The organism is uncultured Thiohalocapsa sp. (assembly GCF_913062725.1).
GTDB lineage: Bacteria > Pseudomonadota > Gammaproteobacteria > Chromatiales > Chromatiaceae > Thiohalocapsa.
Window position 1 is genome coordinate 17,407 of sequence record NZ_CAJXWY010000018.1, and the last position, 18,949, is coordinate 36,355.

Annotated in this window: 15 protein-coding genes; 10 read left to right on the top strand and 5 right to left on the bottom strand. The window is 68.6% G+C overall.

All coding sequences use genetic code 11. The annotated features are described in order from the left end of the window. Positions 1-2: 2 nt before the first annotated feature. Positions 3-419, bottom strand: a complete 417-nt coding sequence (locus QZ588_RS06855; protein WP_295541176.1) for a helix-turn-helix transcriptional regulator — start codon at positions 417-419, stop codon at positions 3-5. Positions 420-519: 100 nt separating this feature from the next. Beyond that, entirely contained in the window at positions 520-744 is a 225-nt protein-coding gene (locus QZ588_RS06860; RefSeq protein WP_295541178.1) for a DUF2061 domain-containing protein, read from the bottom strand. 313 nt (positions 745-1,057) lie between these two features. On the opposite strand from QZ588_RS06860, the gene QZ588_RS06865 reads away from it, so the two are divergent. From QZ588_RS06865 to QZ588_RS06880, 4 genes are all read left to right on the top strand, one after another. Next, complete coding sequence (locus QZ588_RS06865) at positions 1,058-1,525, top strand: (2Fe-2S)-binding protein (protein WP_295541180.1); 468 nt, start codon at positions 1,058-1,060, stop codon at positions 1,523-1,525. A 19-nt stretch (positions 1,526-1,544) separates the two neighbouring features. Continuing rightward, positions 1,545-3,758, top strand: a complete 2,214-nt coding sequence (locus QZ588_RS06870) for a xanthine dehydrogenase family protein molybdopterin-binding subunit (protein ID WP_295541181.1) — start codon at positions 1,545-1,547, stop codon at positions 3,756-3,758. Between the two features lie 46 nt (positions 3,759-3,804). After that, on the top strand, positions 3,805-5,967 hold the full coding sequence (locus QZ588_RS06875) for a GNAT family N-acetyltransferase (protein ID WP_295541182.1): 2,163 nt from the start codon (positions 3,805-3,807) through the stop codon (positions 5,965-5,967). Between the two features lie 103 nt (positions 5,968-6,070). Continuing rightward, positions 6,071-7,267 carry a class I SAM-dependent rRNA methyltransferase gene (locus QZ588_RS06880; protein ID WP_295541183.1) on the top strand — a complete coding sequence of 399 codons (1,197 nt, stop codon included), beginning with the start codon at positions 6,071-6,073 and terminating at the stop codon, positions 7,265-7,267. 120 nt (positions 7,268-7,387) lie between these two features. On the opposite strand, the gene sat is transcribed toward QZ588_RS06880, so the two are convergent. Then, entirely contained in the window at positions 7,388-8,575 is a 1,188-nt protein-coding gene (sat, locus tag QZ588_RS06885; protein ID WP_295541185.1) for a sulfate adenylyltransferase, read from the bottom strand. A gap of 404 nt (positions 8,576-8,979) precedes the next feature. On the opposite strand from sat, the gene QZ588_RS06890 reads away from it, so the two are divergent. Beyond that, positions 8,980-9,198: a hypothetical protein gene (locus tag QZ588_RS06890; protein ID WP_295541187.1), complete on the top strand. Its 219-nt coding sequence runs from the start codon at positions 8,980-8,982 to the stop codon at positions 9,196-9,198. Between the two features lie 109 nt (positions 9,199-9,307). Here QZ588_RS06890 and QZ588_RS06895 read toward each other — a convergent pair whose 3' ends face one another. Next, the gene (locus QZ588_RS06895; RefSeq protein WP_295541188.1) at positions 9,308-10,033 is read right to left on the bottom strand and encodes a transglycosylase SLT domain-containing protein; all 726 of its coding nucleotides are present in this window, start codon (positions 10,031-10,033) and stop codon (positions 9,308-9,310) included. 131 nt (positions 10,034-10,164) lie between these two features. Between QZ588_RS06895 and QZ588_RS06900 the strand changes: the two genes are divergently transcribed. Then, positions 10,165-10,845: a DUF882 domain-containing protein gene (locus QZ588_RS06900; protein WP_366929537.1), complete on the top strand. Its 681-nt coding sequence runs from the start codon at positions 10,165-10,167 to the stop codon at positions 10,843-10,845. Positions 10,846-10,972: 127 nt separating this feature from the next. Here the strand turns inward: QZ588_RS06900 and gltX are convergent, their stop codons facing one another. Continuing rightward, positions 10,973-12,388, bottom strand: a complete 1,416-nt coding sequence (gene gltX, locus QZ588_RS06905; RefSeq protein ID WP_295541190.1) for a glutamate--tRNA ligase — start codon at positions 12,386-12,388, stop codon at positions 10,973-10,975. 355 nt (positions 12,389-12,743) lie between these two features. Here gltX and QZ588_RS06910 point away from each other — a divergent pair, with 355 nt between their 5' ends. The 4 genes from QZ588_RS06910 to pilB all read left to right on the top strand — a co-directional run bounded on the left by QZ588_RS06910 (position 12,744) and on the right by pilB (position 18,876). Beyond that, entirely contained in the window at positions 12,744-13,811 is a 1,068-nt protein-coding gene (locus QZ588_RS06910) for an ABC transporter substrate-binding protein (protein ID WP_295541191.1), read from the top strand. 201 nt (positions 13,812-14,012) lie between these two features. After that, complete coding sequence (acs, locus tag QZ588_RS06915) at positions 14,013-15,959, top strand: acetate--CoA ligase (protein WP_295541193.1); 1,947 nt, start codon at positions 14,013-14,015, stop codon at positions 15,957-15,959. Between the two features lie 320 nt (positions 15,960-16,279). Continuing rightward, positions 16,280-17,113, top strand: a complete 834-nt coding sequence (locus QZ588_RS06920) for an NYN domain-containing protein (protein WP_295541194.1) — start codon at positions 16,280-16,282, stop codon at positions 17,111-17,113. A 44-nt stretch (positions 17,114-17,157) separates the two neighbouring features. Beyond that, entirely contained in the window at positions 17,158-18,876 is a 1,719-nt protein-coding gene (pilB, locus tag QZ588_RS06925; protein WP_295541195.1) for a type IV-A pilus assembly ATPase PilB, read from the top strand. Positions 18,877-18,949 lie beyond the last annotated feature (73 nt).

Below are 18,949 nucleotides of genomic sequence, written 5' to 3' on the forward strand. Positions count from 1 at the left end.
GGTCACGAGACCGTGGCGCTGCGATTGGCGCCGCGGTGGCGGCGGGAGGGCAACGGTAACAGTTCCAGTTCTTCGGGCTGCACGGCGCGGGCGCAGGCGAGCACGCGCCGCTGCCAGTCGGCGTCGACCCGGCGAAAGGCGTCGAGGAGTTGGGCTTCATCCGCCGAGAGTGCGAAATCCCCATTGTCTTCGAGGCACAACAGGTGGGTGGCGCTGACGTTGCCAAGGGCCTTGGCGAGGGATCGAGCACCCTCCACGCTGAGCCGACGCAGGCCCTGCTCGTAGTTGCTGATGCGGGATTTACTGTAGAGGTCACCGGTCAGTGCCGCGAGCTCGGCGAGGCTGAGCCGCCGGGCGTGGCGGGCGGCGCGCAGCCGCAGGCCAATCCGGCGTGTGAGGTCGAGTTCTGAATCTGTCATGGTCTTGTCGATGTCTGCGCTAGTCGGCTATTCGGATTGCGGTCCAGTCGGATTGCGGTGGAGGCGGATTGCGGTGGGGGTCACGGAGCTTGCGCTGCCCCTAGGCCGCAAGCGGCACGGGCGGACCGCAGGCGCGTGCGTTCCGCGCTGCCCGGTATCGCCGTAGCCGCTCCCACACGCGTTCGTGAACGTGGTAACCCACGGTATTGACGGCGGGCTCGACGAGTGCAACAGCGCTGCCGACGACGATGTCGCCGGTGAGCGCATAGGTCACGCCGAAGGCAACGCTGAAGTGCATGATTGCGAAAGTGATGGTCTTGGTCATCGGTCGGCCCCATAGGCATCGATTGATCTGAATGCTAACGGTTCTCATCTAACTGAACAGTCGATTCTACCGACGATTCCAATCGCCTTCGCCGATCGTTGGTATTTTAGCCATCGCCTGCAAACATGTAAGCGCCCGTCCCAGGGTACGTTGGGGCGCATCGGGCGCACACCGGGCACAACGCGCCAGCCGCCAGACCTTGGCATCGAGGCGATCGTGCAGACATTGACGGGGATCAGGGCGGCGAGCCGGCGCAGCCGGTGGGGCCGCAATCTCCTCACGCCCCGCGTCCCCAAGCACGGAGGTCACCGCGATGATCGAGCTTCGCGTCAACGGCGAGACACACCAACTGGATATCGACCCGCAAATGCCGCTGCTGTGGGCGCTGCGCGAGCATGTGGGCCTGACGGGCACCAAGTACGGCTGCGGCATCGGCCAATGCGGCGCCTGCACCGTGCACCTGGGTGGTGCGGCGGTGCGCGCCTGCTCGCTGCCGGTGAGTGCCGCGGCGGGACAGGACATCACCACCATCGAGGGACTCGCCGCCGGGCCGCAGGGCCCGGTGGGCAGCGCTGTGCAACAGGCCTGGCAGGACCTGGACGTGGTGCAGTGCGGCTTTTGCCAGTCGGGCCAGATCATGCAGGCGACGGCGCTGCTCGCCGCCAACCCGGCCCCCGACGACGCCGCCATCGACACCAACATGGCCGGTAACATCTGCCGCTGCGCCACCTATGCGCGCATCCGCAGGGCCATCCACAAGGCCGCCCAGGCGCTGGCGTGAGCCCAACGGAGACACCAGCATGAGCAAACCCAAGATCGTCAACCTGAGCCGCCGCGCCTTCCTCACGACCGGCGCCGGCGCCGCCGCGGGCCTCACGCTCGGCGTCTGGCTGCTCACCCGCGGCCAGATGTCGGGGCCCGCCAAGCTCGCCGGCCCCGGCATGGCCGGCGGTGCGCATGCGGCGGCCGGTGACTTTGCACCCAACGCCTTCGTGCGCATCGGCACCGACGACAGCGTCACCGTGGTCTGCAAGCATCTGGAGATGGGCCAGGGCACCTTCACCGGCCTGCCCACCCTGGTGGCCGAAGAGCTGGACGCGCGCTGGGCGCAGATCCGGCCCGAAGGCGCGCCGGCGGACGCCCAGCGCTACAACAACCTGTTCTGGGGCAGCGTGCAGGGCACCGGCGGCAGCACGGCCATCGCCAATGCCTTCGAGCAGATGCGTAAGGCCGGCGCCGCGGCGCGGTCCATGCTGGTGGCCGCCGCCGCCGGCCAATGGCAGGTGCCGGCGGCGGAGATCACGGTGGTGGATGGTGTCGTCAGCCACCCCAAGTCTGGTCAGCGCGCCACCTTCGGCGAGTTGGCGGCGGCGGCGGCCGAGCAACCGGTGCCCGAGGCGCCGGTGCTCAAGGACCCCTCCGAGTTCAAGCTCATCGGTAAGGCCTTCCTGCCGCGCAAAGACAGCAGGGCCAAGTGCACCGGCGTTGCGCAGTTCACCCAGGATGTGCGGCTGCCGAACATGCTCACCGCCTGTGTCGCTCACCCGCCGCGCTTCGGCGCCACGGTGCGCAGCTTCGACGACAGCGCCGCCCGGGCCGTGCCGGGAGTGCGGCAGGTGCTGCAGATTCCCACCGGGGTCGCCGTGCTGGCGGACGATTTCTGGTCCGCGCAGCAGGGCCGCGATGCGCTGGTGGTGGACTGGGACGAGTCCAACGCCTTCAAGCTGGGCTCCAAGGAGATCCTGGCCGACTACCGCAAGCGCGCCGACGGCCCCGGCAAGACCGTCACCAGCACCGGCGATGCGGACGCGGCGCTGGCCAATGCCACCGCCGTCATCGAGGCGGAGTACAGCGTGCCCTTCCTGGCGCACGCGGCCATGGAGACCATGGACTGCGTCATCACACCGGATGCCGACGGCGTGCGCGTCATCAACGGCGAACAGTTCCAAACCATCGACCAGCAGGCGGTGGCCCGGGTGCTGAGGCTCAAACCGGCGCAAGTGCGCATCGAAATGCTGTATGCCGGCGGGTCCTTCGGTCGGCGCGCCAATCCGCAGTCCGACTACCTGGTGGAGGCGGCCCACATCTTCAAAGCCGCCGGCGGCGAGACCCCGGTCAAGCTCATCTGGACCCGCGAGGACGACACCCGCGCCGGCTTCTACCGGCCGCTGTATCTGCACAGGCTCAAGGCCGGTCTGGACGCCAACGGCCGGCCCGTGGCCTGGCAGCACCGGATCGTTGGCCAGTCCATCGCCACCGGCACCGCCTTCGAGCCGGGGCTGGTGGTAGACGGCATCGACCAGACCTCGGTCGAGGGGGCCCAAGAGATCCCCTACGCCATCCCCAACCGGCATCTGGACCTGCACTCCCCGAAGCTGGCGGTGCCGGTGCAATGGTGGCGCGCCGTGGGCTCCACCCACACGGCATTCGCGGTGGAATGCATGATGGACGAGCTGGCCGCCGCCGCCGGCGCGGACCCGGTGGACTTCCGGGTGGCGCTGATGGGCGAGCATCCCCGCGAGCGCGACGTGCTCAAGCTGGCCGCCCAGCAGGGCGGCTGGTACGAGCCGCCGCTGCCCGCCGGCCGCGGCCGCGGTATTGCCGTGCACAAGTCCTTCGGCAGCTATGTGGGCATGCTGGCGGAGGTGACGCTGGACGGCGACAACGGCTTCAGCGTGGATCGGGTGGTGATCGCCGTGGACTGCGGCACCGTGGTGAACCCGGATGTGGTGATGGCGCAGATGGAAGGCGGCATGGGCTTTGGCCTGTCGGCGGCACTCATGAGTGAGATCACCCTGGTGGATGGCGCCGTCCAGCAGTCCAACTTCCACGATTATCTGGTGCTGCGCATGGATAAGATGCCCGCGGTGGAAGTGCATCTCGTGCCGTCGACGGCGCCGCCCACTGGCGCTGGTGAGCCGGCGACCCCCGTCATTGCCCCGGCCGTGGCCAACGCGCTCGCGGCGGCCACCGGGCAGCGTTTCTACGCGCTGCCGCTCAAGCGCGCCGCCTGAGGTCTGCGCCACGGCCATCGCCCCAACGCCACACACGCCGGCGCTGGTGGCCGCCGCCGAGCTGCAGGCGCAGCTCGCCGGCACCCGCGAGCGCCGTCTGCTCTGGCTCGCCGGCGATGCACACTGGACGCTGGCGGCGGCGCAAGCCGTCGCCGGCACTTTGGCACCGCCGGATAGCCGCTGGCTCGGCGCCCGCGGGCGCGCCGCCGACCCAAACCGCCGAACCGCCGAGCTGGGCGCCGAGTGCGGTCTGCTGCTGGTGGATGCCTGGGCGGGGCTGGACCTGGATGCGCTCGGGGCCGCCGCCGGCACCCTGCGCGGCGGCGGCCTGCTGGTGCTGCTGACGCCGCCGGTGCGGGACTGGCCGGCGTGGACCGATCCCGCCGCCGAGCGCTTCGCGAGCTTTCCCCACGGCGGCGAGGCCGTCACCGGGCGGCTGATCCGCCGGCTGTGCGGGCTGTTGGATGCGAGCCCGGCGGTGCGGCGCGTCGACGGACCCGTGGCGCCTTCACCGGAGCCGCCCGCGGCGGCGGCTGCCGCCCGTTGCGGCGCGGCTGCGGCGCCGGCCGGCGCGGGGGCTCGTGCGGCAGCCCGGTCCGACACGGATGCGTCGCAGGTCGGGCCCGCCACCGCGGACCAGGCGCGCGCCATCGACGCCATCGTCGCCACCGCCAGCGGCCGCGCACACCGCCCGCTGGTGATCACCGCCGACCGCGGCCGCGGTAAATCCGCTGCCATGGGCCTGGCGGCGGCGCGGCTCGCCGGCGGTGGTGCGCACATCCTGCTCACCGCGCCCCGCCAGCGTGCAGCGGCGGCCGTGCGACGCCATGCCGGGCGCTTCGCCCCACGCTACCTGGCGCCCGATCAGCTGCTGGCGCAGCACCCGCCGGCGGATCTGCTGCTGGTGGACGAAGCCGCCGCCATCCCGGCGCCGTTGTTGACGCAGATGCTGGCGCACTACCCGCGCATGGTCTTCGCGACCACCGTCCACGGCTACGAGGGGACCGGTCGCGGCTTCGAGCTTCGGTTCCGACGGGTGCTGGACCGCGTCACCCCCGGCTGGCGGGCGCTGCGGCTGTCGCAGCCCATCCGCTGGGCGGACGATGATCCGCTGGAGGCGCTGCTGAGCCGGGCGTTGCTGTTGGATGCGGAGCCGGCGGCGGACGGCGACGCCGAGGCCGCACTGGCCGCCGCCGGTGCCGCCGATGTTCGCTTCGAGACCCCGGAGCGCGATGGCCTGGCCGGCGACGAGCCGCGGCTGCGCCAGGCGTTCGGGCTGCTGGTGCTCGGACACTACCAAACGCGCCCCTCCGACCTGCGCCAGCTGCTGGACGCCCCGGATATGAGCGTGCACTGGCTGCGCGCCGGTGAGACCCTGCTCGCGGTGGCCGTGACCGGCCGCGAGGGCTCACTGCCGCCGGTGCTGCACCAGCCCATTTTCGCCGGCCGCCGCCGCCCCCGCGGCCACCTGCTGGCGCAGACGCTCTCCGCCCACGCCGGTCTGCCCGCGGCCGCCGGGCTCGCCTGCCGGCGCATTCTGCGCATCGCCGTCCATCCCGCAGTGCGGCGGCGCGGTCTCGGTCGCCGCCTGGTGCGCGAGCTTGCGGCCAGCAGCGCCGCCGCCGGCACCGATGCGCTCGGGGCCAGCTTCGGCGCTACGCCCGGGCTGATCCGCTTCTGGCGCCGCTGTGGTCTGCGACCGGTGCACATCGGCAGCCGCCGTAATGCCGCCAGCGGCGCCCACGCCGCCGTGGTGCTGCGCGCGCTGACGCCGGCGGGCGGGCGTCTGCTCCAGCGCGGGCGCGAGCGGCTGGTGCCGCGGCTGACGGTGTTGCTCGCGGGTCCCCTGCGCGGCCTGGAGCCGGCGGTGGTCGCCGAGCTGTTCGCCGCCGCACCGGGCGCCGCCGCGCCGCTCGACGACCTGCAGCAGCGTGAGCTGCACGCCTTTGCCCACGCCGACCGCGGGCTGGATGCCACACGGCCGGCACTGCACCGGCTGCTGCAGGCGGTGCTGCCGGGGGCGCTGGCTGCACACCGCTTGTCTGCCAGCCAAAGCCATGCGCTCATCGCCTGCATCCTCCAGCACGCCGAGCCCGGCGCTTGCGCCGCGCCGCTCGGCCGCAGCGGCGCCGCCGCGGTCCTCGCCGAGCTGCGCGCCGCCACCGCGGTGCTGCTGGCGGCCGCCCCGCACCGGCCGTCGCCCCGCTGACACCGCGCGTGCGACAACAGGACATCCGATCGCAGCGCCGCGGGACATGGGTGAGCATCTGCCGTTAAGCTGAGGAGTTACCCGAAGTGTTGAGGCTCCCGCCATGCAATCCGTCCCGCTGCGTCTCAAGAAGGACCAGGAGCGCCGCCTGCTGGCGGGTCATGCCTGGGTCTACAGCAACGAGGTGGACACGGCGGCCACGCCGCTGACCGGCCTGGAGCCCGGTCAGGCGGTGGAGATCATCGCCCACCGCGGACGCTGGCTGGGCCATGGCTACGCCAATCCCCATTCCCTGATCTGCGCGCGGCTGGTGAGCCGGCGGCGCGGTCAGCCCCTGGGGGCCGCCTTGCTGGTGCAGCGCGTGCGGGCGGCGCTGGCGCTGCGCGAGCAACTCTACGCCGCCCCCTTCTACCGCCTGGTGCACGGCGAGGGCGACGGCTTGCCGGGCCTGGTGGTGGACCGCTACGGCGATCTGCTGGCGGTGCAGATCACCACCGCCGGCATGGAGCGCCTCGCCCCCCTGGTGCTGGCGGCGCTGGAGCAGGTGCTGCGGCCCACCCGCATTGTGCTGCGCAACGACAACCCCATGCGCGCGCTGGAGGGGCTGGCGCAGGGCGTGCACTGGGTGCTGGGCGATGACCCCGGCGAGATCACAGTCGCCGAAGACGACCTGCGCTTTGCGGTGGCGCCCGGCGGCGGGCAGAAGACCGGCTGGTTCTTCGATCAGGCGGACAACCGCCGCGCCCAGCGCCGCTTCGGCCCCACGCCGCGGGTGCTGGATGTGTGCTGCTATCTGGGCGCCTGGGGGCTGCAGGCGGCGGCCGCCGGTGCCGAGTCGGTCACCTTCGTCGACAGCGCCGACGGCGCCCTGGCCGGGGTCACGGCGAACGCCGAGCGCAACGGGCTGGCGGCCCGCATCGACACATTGCAGGGCGATGCCTTCGACGTGCTGCGGGCCTTGCGCGACGACGGCGCGCGCTTCGAGCGCGTCATCCTGGACCCGCCGGCCTTCATCAAGCGCCGCAAGGACGAGCGCGAGGGCGCCCGCGCCTACGAGCGCCTGAACCGCCTCGGGCTGGCGCTGCTGGCGCCGGGCGGGCTGCTGATCACCGCCTCGTGCTCCTTCCACTTGAGCCGGGAGGCCTTCCTGCGCACCGTCCAGTCCGCCGCGCGCCGCACAGAGCACGAGCTGCAGCTGCTGCTGACCGGTGCGCAGGGACCGGACCATCCGGTGCACCCGGCCATCCCCGAGACGGCTTACCTGAAGACCCTGTTTCTGCGCTCGCTGCCGACACCCTGAGGCCGGCGCCGGTCAAGCCAGCGCCCGCCGCCCGCCGAGCCGCACGACCACACTGAGCACGAGCACCGCCAGCACCAGAACCCAGGACGGCGGTCCGGCGCGCCGATCCCGGGTCCGGGTCTACTGCAATGAGCGGTAATAGTCCATCAGGATCTGTGCCACTTCCGGGCGGCTGAATTCCGGCGGCGGCGCGATGCCGTTGCCGAGCATCTCGCGCACCTTGGTGCCGGAGAGCAGCACGAAGTCTTCTTTGGTGTGGTCCGGCGCCTCGCACATCATCACCACCCGGCCGAGCTTCTTCGAGTAGGCGGTGTGGTCCGCCTTGAAGATCTCGATGTCCAGCGCGCCCGCGGGCACCTCCTCTTCGAAGATGGTCTGCGCATCGAAGGGGCCGTAGTAGTCGCCCACACCCGCATGGTCGCGGCCGATGATGAAGTGGGTCGCACCCATGTTCTGGCGGAAGTAGGCGTGCAGCACGGCCTCGCGCGGGCCGGCATAGAGCATGTCGAAGCCGTAGCCCGTCACCATGGCGCTGTTGGGCGGGAAGTAGAGCTCCACCATCTTGCGGATGGCCGCATCCCGCACCGGCGCCGGGATGTCGCCGGGCTTGAGCTTGCCGAGCAGCATGTGGATGACCAAGCCGTCGCACCGCAGGCGCTCCATGGCCATGTGGCAGAGCTCCTCGTGGGCGAGATGCATGGGGTTGCGGGTCTGGAAGGCCACCACCCGCTGCCAGCCGCGCTCGGCGATCTCGTGGCGGATCTCCACGGCGGTGCGGAAGGTGTCGGGGTAGTCATCCTGGAAATAGGAGAAGTGCAGCACCTCGATGCTGCCGGACAGGGCCATGCGGCCCTGGCCATTGAAGGCGGCGACACCGGGATGCTCGGGGTCGGTGGTGCCGTAGACGCGCTCGGTGAGCCGTTGCATCTGCGCATCGGTCACGGTCTCGATGGCATCCACGTCCATGACGGCCAGCACCGGCTCGCCTTCCATGTTCGGATCCCGCAGCGCGATGCGCCGGGCGCCGCCGATGGCTGCCACGTCCGGCACCAGGCACATGACCGGCACCGGGAAAAACAGGCCATCGGTGGTGCGCATGGTCTCGGCGACGCTCAGGGCGTCGGCGACGCCCATAAAACCGGTGAGCGGGCTGAAGTAGCCGCCGCCCATCATCACGGCATTGCCGGCCGCCTGGGAGCTGATGGTGATGGCGGGGAGCCCCTTGGCCTCATGCATCAGGCTGTGGTGGCGATCCGGGTCGTAGACGAAGCGTGGCTTGAGCTCGGTAGTACCGACGGGGTTGATCATGAAAGCCTCGGAGGTTAGCGCTGATGGGTGCCGACGCCGGCAATCTGAGCACTGCGCGGCCGGCGGCGGGCGCATGGTGGACTGCCGCCGCGGCGATAGCGCCCAGTAGGCTACCATAGGGCGCATAGTGGTTTTCCCAGGTTTTTCCTATGACCGTCACAGGAAATTTTTGGCCCGACCGGACTGCTCGCACACAGTCATCAGCGCGCTCAGGAAGCACGTCCGGCGGGCCGCCGCCGGCACCCTGCCTTGCGTTTCATCCGTGATTCTGCGACAACCCGCGCTCGAGTGGCGTCCGCGGCGGATGATGCGCGCCGGCGCTGATGCCGCGCCGTCCGGCATCCAGCGCAGCCGCCCGTCATCGACGCCAGCCCGCCCGTTGCCAAGGCCCCGAGGTGATCCGTATGCCCTATTTCGTCTATCGCGTTGCGCCCAATCTGGAACTGCGCTACATCGACACCAAAGACCGCTACCAAGAAGCGCGCACCCTGGTCAGGAGTCTGCGCGAGCAACGCGCCGAGGACGACGACGGTGACTATCGTCTGATCTTCGCCAGCCAGCAGGGCGAGGCGGAAAGACTGTTATCGACACCCAGGGACGAGCGGGTGATTGGCGAGGACTGACGACCCGGCGCCTCGCGACCGGGAGGTCTCTGGGGTCGCCGCGCGCCTGTTCGTGAGTGGTATTGCCGGTGACGCCCGTGGATGAGCGCCGGCGACGGACGCGATGTCTTCAGGACTGCGGCGCCAACTGTTCCGCCGCCAGGTGCCGCAGCACCTTGCGCACATAGTCCTGGGTCTCGCGATACGGCGGGATGTCGTAACCGTGCTTTTTCACGGCGTTTTCGCCGGCGTTGTAGCCCGCGAGCGCCAGCCGCAGGTCACCGTCGAAGAGGTCCAGCAGAAAGCGCAGGTAGGCCGAGCCGCCGCGGATGTTCTCGGCCGGGTCCCAGATATTGCGCACACTGAAGCGGGCCGCGGTGGCCGGCATGAGCTGCATCAGGCCGCAGGCGCCGGCATGCGACAGGGCGTTGGCCTTGTAGGCGGACTCGGTGCGAATCACGGCATGCAACAGCGCCGGGCGCAGCCCATAGCGCGCCGCATTGGCGTCGATGAGGTCTCGGTACTTGTCCCGGCGCACCGCCATGGAGGCACTCACCGGCGCCGGGGGCCGCACCGCCAGGGCATCCACGGCCGGTTCGTCGAGACGCGCCCGCACCCGCGCCAGGGCCTCGTCGCGGCGCTCGCGCGCCGCTGCGGATTGGGCTTGATTCTGTCTCACCAGGCGCTTGGCGCTGCGCTTCCACTCCAGCTGCAGGTGAGCACCCGACAGGGGCTCGTCGGAGAAATAGACGTTGCCGTCGTTGTCGACGTACTTGTAGACGTCCGCATGCGCCCCGGGCAGCAGGCCCGCGCAGACGACCGCGAGCAGCCACAGGCCGACGGCGCGCCCGCCCATGCTTCGATGCGATCCGATGCGATCGAGGGGTGACATCGCAGGTGTACGGGATTACCCTAGCAGGGTCGCCATAGGGCCAGAAGCCTACCACAAAAGCACGCACACGAAAGCGCTCCCTGCGTTGATTTCCTTTGCTGCAACAGCCGGTTGTGGCGCGGTGGTCAGATCCCGCGTCAGCAATGGCTTACAAGCCTGCAATTTCCGGTATCAAAGGCGTTGCAAATGCGCCGGGTGCGGCTATACTCAAGCTGCACAACAAGCCGATTACTTGGGGGAAATCAATGAATCGCCGATACTTTCTCGGCGCGGGCTTAGCTGTTGCCACCGCACCGGCTTGGGCACGGCGCAACGCCTCTGCCAACACCCGCACGCTGTCTTTGCATCATCTGCACACCGACGAACGGTTGCACATCGCCTATCGCATCGGCGATCACTATCAGCGCAGCGCCCTCGAGCGCCTGAATCATTTCCTGCGGGACTTCCGCACCGGTGACGAAATCCGGATCGATCCGCAGCTGTTCGACCTGCTGTACGACGTCAAGGAGCACCTGGGCCACTCGGATGGCACATTCGAGATCGTCAGCGGCTATCGATCCCCGCACACCAACGCCATGCTGCGCCGAACCTCCTCGGCGGTCGCGCGTCGCAGCCTGCACATGTCCGGCAAGGCCATCGATGTACGCCTCGCCGACCTGGGTAGCCGCAACATCCGCGATGCGGCGGTGACGCTGGGCCGCGGTGGCGTTGGCTATTATTCACGCTCGGATTTCGTGCATCTCGACACGGGCCAGGTACGGCGCTGGGGCGCTTAGGCTCGTGTGGGCGCGTCAGGGCCGCGCCGCCGCGGCCTTGGCGCGCGCCAGATCGTAGGTGTGGTGCCGGTAGGGCACCGCGCCGATGCGGACGCGCGCCGGCGGCGGCGGGTCAGTGGCAGTGCACTCAGGACTGGGCGGCGCGGGCGTCGATGAAGGCGAGCGCCCGATCGATGCGCCGCAATGTGGCCGCCTTGCCCACCAGCCGCAGGGTGACGTCGATGCCCGGTGACGCCGCCCGGCCGACGACGGCCACCCGCAGGGGCTGCGCGACCTTACCCATAGCGACTCCCAGCGCTTCGGCGACCCGCTCCACCACCCGGTGCAGCCCGGCATCCTGCCAGTCCGCCAGCGCCAGCATGTCGAGCTCGGCGCGCACCCGCTGTAAGGGCTCCCGGGCCACCGGGCGCAGATGCTTCTTCGCGGCCGTCGGCTCGTAGTCGTCGAAGTCTGCGTAGCAGAAGGCGCTGATGTCGGCGAGTTCCACCAGCGTCTTGGCACGCGCCGCCTGCGCTTCGACGACCGCCACCGGGTCTGGCCCGGTGCTGGGGTCGATGTCGAGGTGTCCGAGGTGCGGACTCAACAGCCGGGCGATGCGCTTGGCGTCAGCGTGCTGGATGTAGTGCTGATTCAGCCAATCCAGCTTGTCGGTGTTGAAGGTGGACGCGGACTTGTTGACGTCTGTGATATCGAAAAGCTCGATGAGCTCGTCGAGGGAGAAGATTTCCTGGTCGCCATGGGACCAGCCCAGGCGCACCAGGTAGTTGATCAGGGCCTCGGGCAGATAGCCCAGGTCGCGGTAAGCCACCACGCTGACCGCCCCATGGCGCTTGGACAAGCGCATGCCGTCGGCGCCCAGGATCATGGGCACATGCGCGTAACGCGGCGGCTGGTAGCCCAGGGCCGTGAGGATGTTCATCTGCCGGGGGGTGTTGTTGACGTGATCGTCGCCACGGATGACGTGGCTGATGCCCATGTCGGCGTCGTCCACGACCACGGTCAGGTTGTAGGTGGGCGAGCCGTCGCTGCGGCGCAGCACGAGGTCGTCCAGCTCTTCGTTGGCGAAGGGGATGCGCCCGCGGATCAGGTCTTCCACCACCACGACGCCGTCGACGGGGTTGCGAAAGCGCACCACATGCGGCTGCGCCGGGTCCACCTGGCGGGAGCGGCAGTGGCCGTCGTAACGCGGCTTCTGCTTGGCCGCCATCTGCATGTCGCGGACACGCTCGAGGCGGTCTTTGGGACAATCGCAGCGATATGCGAGACCGCGCTCCAGCAGCTCGTCGATGACGGCGTTGTATCGCTCGAAGCGCTCGGTCTGATAGAAGGGGCCCTCGTCGTAGTCGAGCCCGAGCCAGTTCATGCCTTCGAGGATGGCATTCACCGATGCCGCCGTCGAGCGCTCCAGATCCGTGTCCTCGATCCGGAGCACGAATTCGCCGCCGTGGCGGCGGGCGAAGAGGTAAGAGAAGAGTGCGGTGCGGGCGCCGCCGACATGCAGGAAGCCGGTGGGCGATGGGGCGAAGCGGGTACGGACGGTCATTTGGACGCTGGCGGTCTGGGGCTTGCGGGTTTGCGACTGGGGCTTTGGGGCATGCGGTGTGCACAGATCGCGGCGCGGACGACGCAGCGTGCCGGCATACTAGACCCGCCGCATCCGGTTTTTTCGGATCGCAGCGGCGCAGTCTTGGGCCACGACTATAGCAGAGGCCGCTACCCTTGCCCGGCGCATCGGCGAACGCTACATGCCACCCTGCCGCGGATATGCTGGGTGCCCGCATGGGTTGCTTCAGCATACGGCCGTCGCCCTTGCGATAATGGGCATGGCAGCACCCAAGGCGGCGCCGGCACGCCGGGCACCGCGCCTTCACGACTCAATTCAGCACCGAGGATGATCCATGAACACCAACCGTACGCTGGCCCTGGCCCTGGTGGCCGTTGGGCTGCTGCTCATCATCGCAGGGCCCTTACTGCCGGGCGGCGAGCGCGCGGTCGTCAATGACCCGCCGCGCACCGGCCATGTCACGGATCTGGCGCGCGCCGATGACGGCACCATCCTCGCCGGCACCCAGGACGGCGAGCTGTGGCGCCTCGCCGACGGCGTTTGGGGGCGGGTGAACATCGACCTGGACGGCGCACCGGTCACCGCCCTGGCGGCGGACCTGTCCGGCGACCCGAGCGAGGGCCCCATCGGCACCGGCAGCGGTCTGATCAACGCACCGAGCGGCCTGCCGCCGGTGACGGTGCGTATCAGCGATGAGGCGCCCACCGCCGGCGGCCTGGTGGTCGCCACCGGCGACGGGTTGCTGGTGCAGGGCGACAACGCCTGGCGGCGCCAGCTCGCGGGGGTGCACATCTATCGGCTCGAGGCACAAGCCACCGACGGCGGCGATTACCTGCATGCCGGCACCGTCGACAACGGCGTTTTCACGGCAGCGGTGGCCGATCTCGGAAGCTGGGCGCCGAACCGCGATGGGCTGCCGCAGCAGGGCAATGTGTTCAGCTTCGTCATCACGGCGGCCAACCGGCTCATCGCCGGCACCAGCAAGGGCCTGTACTGGCAGGCGGCGCCGATGGAGCCCTGGCAGCAGCTCAAGGTGGGCCTGGAGCAAAGTCGCATGCTGTCGCTGCACCTGGAGCCGCCAGCCGCTGGCACCCAGCGGCTGTGGATCGGCAGCGACGACGGCCTCTTCAGCGTTGCGCTGACCGAAGACGCCTCGGGGCCCGTGGCCACGACCTACGCGACGCCCGCTGCCGGCCCCGACGCCGGGCTACGCTACGGGGTGAGCTGGATCGTGCCCTTCGACGACGGGGTCATGTTCAGCGCCGGCGGGGTGTACCAGTTCGGCAGCTTTGGACTGCCCGGCTGGTACTGGATCTCGCTGCTCGGCGTGGTGTTGCTACTGCTGGGCGGCTGGCTGTTTCCCCCGCGCGAGGCCGCCGCCGGCGCCAGCGCCGGCGCGTGAAGGCCGCGGCGGTGGCGACGGGGCACGACGCGCCGGCGCACCGCACTGTCCCACGACAAAGCCGGCGTGGTATCCGCTGGCGAGTGCCAAAGCGAGGGTTTACACTCGCCGGGGCGAGCACTGTGACGCCGCCGCCGCAAGGCCGTCGGTCGTCTATTCACCGCAGTACACCCCCACCGCCGCACACTCGAGGAGGCCACCATGTCAGAAACAAAAATCTACGAAGTCCCCGCCGACATCGCCGCCAAGGCGCATATCGACGAGGAGCGCTATCGCAGCATGTACCAGCGCTCGGTGGATGACCCGGAGGGCTTCTGGGCCGAATATGCCGACACGTTCGTCACCTGGTTCAAGAAATGGGATCGGGTCATGGACTACAGCTACGACGCCGACGACCTCCACGTCCGGTGGTTCGAGGGCGGCAAGCTGAACGTCTCCTACAACTGTCTGGATCGCCACCTCGAAAGCCGTGGCGAGCAGACGGCCATTATCTGGGAGAGTGACAACCCGGACGAGGACAAGCACATCAGCTACCGCGCGCTGCACACCGAGGTCTGCAAGCTCGCCAATGCCATGAAGGCACGCGGGGTGCAAAAAGGCGACCGGGTGTGCATCTACCTGCCGATGATCCCCGAGGCCGCCGTGGCCATGCTGGCCTGCACGCGCATCGGCGCCGTGCACTCCATCGTCTTCGGCGGCTTCTCGCCGGATTCCCTGCGTGACCGCATCCAGGACTCCGAGTGCCGGCTGATCATCACCTCCGACGAGAGCGTGCGCGGCGGGCGCAATGTGCCGCTGAAAAAGAACGCCGACCAGGCCCTGAGCGAGTGCCCCAGCATCGACACCTGCATCGTCGTCAAGCGCACCGGCGGCGACGTCGCCTGGAGCGAGGGGCGCGACATCTGGTACCACGACGCCATCGCCGCCGCAGACGATGTCTGCGAGCCCGAGCCGATGGACGCCGAGGACCCGCTGTTCATCCTCTACACCTCCGGCTCCACGGGTAAGCCCAAGGGCGTGCTGCATACCACCGGCGGCTACCTCGTCTACGCCGCCATGACGCACAAGTACACCTTCGACTACCAAGACGGCGAGGTCTACTGGTGCACCGCCGACGTCGGCTGGGTCACGGGCCACACCTACATCGTCTATGGACCGCTCGCCAACGGCGCCATCACGCTGATGTTCGAGGGTATCCCCACCTACCCGGACGTTTCGCGCTTCTGGCAAGTGGTGGATAAGCACAATGTGGCCACCTTCTATACGGCACCGACCGCTATCCGCTCGCTGATGCGCGCCGGCGAAGAACCGGTGAAGCAGACCTCGCGCAAGAGCCTGCGCATCCTCGGCTCCGTCGGCGAGCCCATCAATCCCGAGGCCTGGGAGTGGTATCACAACGTCGTCGGCGACGGCCGCTGCCCCATCGTCGACACTTGGTGGCAGACCGAAACCGGCGGCCATCTCATCACCGCCCTGCCCGGCGCCACGGCACTGAAACCGGGCTCGGCGACGCGGCCCTTCTTTGGTGTGGTACCGGCGCTGGTGGATCCGGCGGAGGGCACCGTGCTGGAGGGCGCCGCGGAAGGGGCGCTGGTCATCACGCGTCCGTGGCCGGCGCAGATGCGCACCGTCTACGGCGATCACCAGCGGTTCATCGACACCTACTTCAAGCAGTATCCCGGATACTATTTCTCGGGCGACGGCGCCCGCCGCGACGAGGACGGTTACTACTGGATCACCGGGCGCATCGATGACGTGCTGAACGTCTCCGGCCACCGCCTCGGCACCGCCGAGATCGAATCGGCGTTGGTGCTGCACGACGCCATCGCCGAGGCCGCCGTCGTCGGCTATCCGCACGACATCAAGGGTCAGGGCATCTATGCCTACGTGACGGTGATGGCCGGCATCGAGCCCACCGACGACCTGAAAAAAGAGCTGGTCAAGCTGGTGCGCACGGAGATCGGCCCCATCGCCGGCATCGACATCATCCAATGGGCGCCGGGACTGCCCAAGACCCGCTCTGGTAAGATCATGCGTCGCATCCTGCGCAAGATCGCCGCCAACGAAGTCGACAGCCTGGGCGATACGTCCACGCTGGCGGACCCAACGGTCGTCGATGACCTCATCGAGAACCGCGCCAACCAGTAACCCCCCCTGCTACGTCAGGCGGCTACGTCAGGCGGCTACGTCAGGCGGCTGCGCCGATCCGCGGCGCCGCGCCGGGCAATGCCCGAGGGCTGGGGTCGGCCGGGCACTCAATCCGCCGCGCGCGTGCGCGTATTCGCGCCCGCCCGCAGCAGGTGCCCCGCAACCGACTGCCGCCGCAACCGCCGCCCCCGGGCGGCGGTTTTGCATGACTGCCCACACGCGCCATCCCAAACACCCGCCGCCGCACAACCGAGCCGTGCGGCCGCAGGTGCTCTTCCCCTATGGATAGAAGCGTTTCCAGCCCAGAGGAGCTCACAATCTTGCCATCCCTGCCGAGAGTCGGCGTCTATGTGGACGCCGAGAACATTCGCTACAACGGCGGCTACCAGATGCGCTATGACGTGCTGCGCAATTTCGCCGCGCGTCAGGACGGTATCCTGCAAAGACTCAATACTTACATTGCCTACGATGCACAGCGGGCTGAAGAAGACCCGGAGTACAAGAAGAAATCCCGCGCTTATCAGCAAATGGTTCGCGACTTCGGCTGGAAGATTACGGTCAAGTATGTCCGTCGCTATACCGACGAAGCCGGTAACATCTCCACCAAGGCCAATGCCGATCTGGATATGGCCGTCGATGCCATGCTGCAGGCAGAGAAACTGGAGCAGGTCATCCTGGTCACCGGCGATGGCGATTTTCTGCAGGTGGTCGACGCGCTGCAAAATCGCGGCTGCCGTGTGGAGCTCATCGGTTTCAAGAATGTATCCAGACTCCTGCAGCAAGAGGCCGACGCTTTCTGGTCGGGCTTTCTGATTCCAGACCTGCTGCCTGTGGCCTATGAGCCGCGCAACGAATGGGGCAAGCCCGGGTCCTGCGTTCGCGGCGTGTGCACCAAGTGGTTCCCAGAGAAGGGTTATGGGTTCCTGCGATTCATGAATCACATCTCGCCGAATCTCTGGACCGTCGACCCGCGTGACCCATCCTCGCCCTACGTCAGTGTGTTCTGTCATGCCAACGAAGTCGCCGAAGATGTCAGCGAAGACATGCTGCTGAACCGCGAGACCATCCTCGAGTTCTATCTCGCCGAGAGCGAGCAAAAGGACAATGGCCTGGTGGCGCAGAACGTGCGCCTCGCATTCGGCGTCAACCGCTAGGGCGCGCGCCCGATCACCGCTGCAGCCTCGCCCGCATCCCCCGTATGCCCAACGATCAGGCCCAGACCCTACCCGGCGGCTTGGCCGGACGCTTGATCAGAGACCAGCTGCTGAGCGCCCAGCAGGCACGGCGCGCGCAGACCGAATGCAGCCGCCGCCGCCAGTCGCTGATCCGCTACCTGCTCGCGGAGAAGGTCGTGGACGGCGGTCGTCTCGCCGCGGCAGCCTCCCAGGAGTTCGGCATACCGCTGCTGGACCTCGACGCCATCGACCGGCAGCACCTGCCCTTGTCCCTGGTGGACGCGAAGCTGATCCACAGGCATCGGGTGCTGCCCATCCACAGGCGTGGCAGCCGCCTGTTCGTGGCGGTCTCCGATCCCACCGACGACCGTGCGCTGGAAGAGATCCGCTTCCACACCGGCCTGGCGGTGGATGCCATCGTGGTGGAAGAAGCCAAGCTCGCCGCCGCCCTCGATCAGGCGATCGATGCCCAGGACAGCGCCATGACGGACCTCCTGGACACGGCGCTGGATCATCTGGAGATCAGCAGCGACGACGAAGACGACGTCGGCAACGACGACTCCGATTTCAACGTCGACGATGCACCTGTGGTGCGCTACGTCAATAAGGTGCTGCTGGACGCCATCAGCGCATCGGCGTCGGACATCCACTTCGAGCCCTACGAGAAGTTCTTTCGCATCCGTTACCGCCAGGATGGCCTGCTGCGCGAGGTGGCCAGCCCCCCGCTCAGCATCGCATCCCGGCTGGTGGCCCGCCTCAAGGTCATGTCGCGCATGAACATCGCCGAGCGGCGCGTGCCGCAGGACGGGCGCATCAAGCTCAAGATGAGCCGCAACCGCGACATCGATTTCCGTGTCAGCACACTGCCGACGCTCTACGGCGAGAAGGTGGTCCTGCGGATTCTGGACTCCGCCGCCACCACCGTCGGCATCGACGAGCTTGGCATGGAGCCCGAGCAGAAGGCCGCCTTCCTGGAGTGCATCAGGAATCCCTACGGCATGGTGCTGGTGACCGGCCCCACCGGCTCCGGCAAGACCGTCTCGTTGTACTCGGCCCTGAACATTGTGAACGCCCCGGACATCAACATCGCGACCGTGGAGGACCCGGTGGAGATCCAGGTGCCCGGCATCAACCAGGTCAACATGAACCCGAAGACGGGCATGACCTTCGCCGCCGCCCTGCGCGCCTTTCTGCGCCAGGACCCGGACATTGTCATGGTCGGCGAGATCCGTGATCTGGAAACCGCCGAGATCGCCGTCAAGGCCGCCCAGACCGGCCACCTGGTGCTCTCCACGCTGCACACCAACGACGCCCCCCAATGCCTGACGCGCCTGGCCAACATGGGCGTGGCCCCCTTCAACATCGCCGCATCGGTCTTGCTCATCATGGCCCAGCGGCTGGTGCGCCGGCTCTGTCTACGCTGCCGGGAGCCGGACCACCTGCCGCGGGAAGCGCTGCGCGAAGCCGGCTTCACCGAGGCACAGGTCGCGGCCGGCATCACCGTATACAAAGCTGTCGGCTGCGACCACTGCGTCGACGGCTACAAGGGCCGCGTGGGCATTTTCCAGGTGATCAAGGTCTCGGCTGACATGGGCCGCATCATCATGGAAGGCGGCAGCGCCATGGCGCTGGCGACGCAGGCGGACAACGAGGGCTACCTGGATTTGCGCCAAGCCGGTCTGCGCAAGGTTCAGGCGGGCGTCACCAGCCTGCTCGAGCTCAACCGCGTTACCAAGGATTAGTGCCCTGCCGTCGTGGCGGTCACCGTCGCCACGCATCGACGCAGCTACGCATCCACGTCTTCGCAAACCGAGC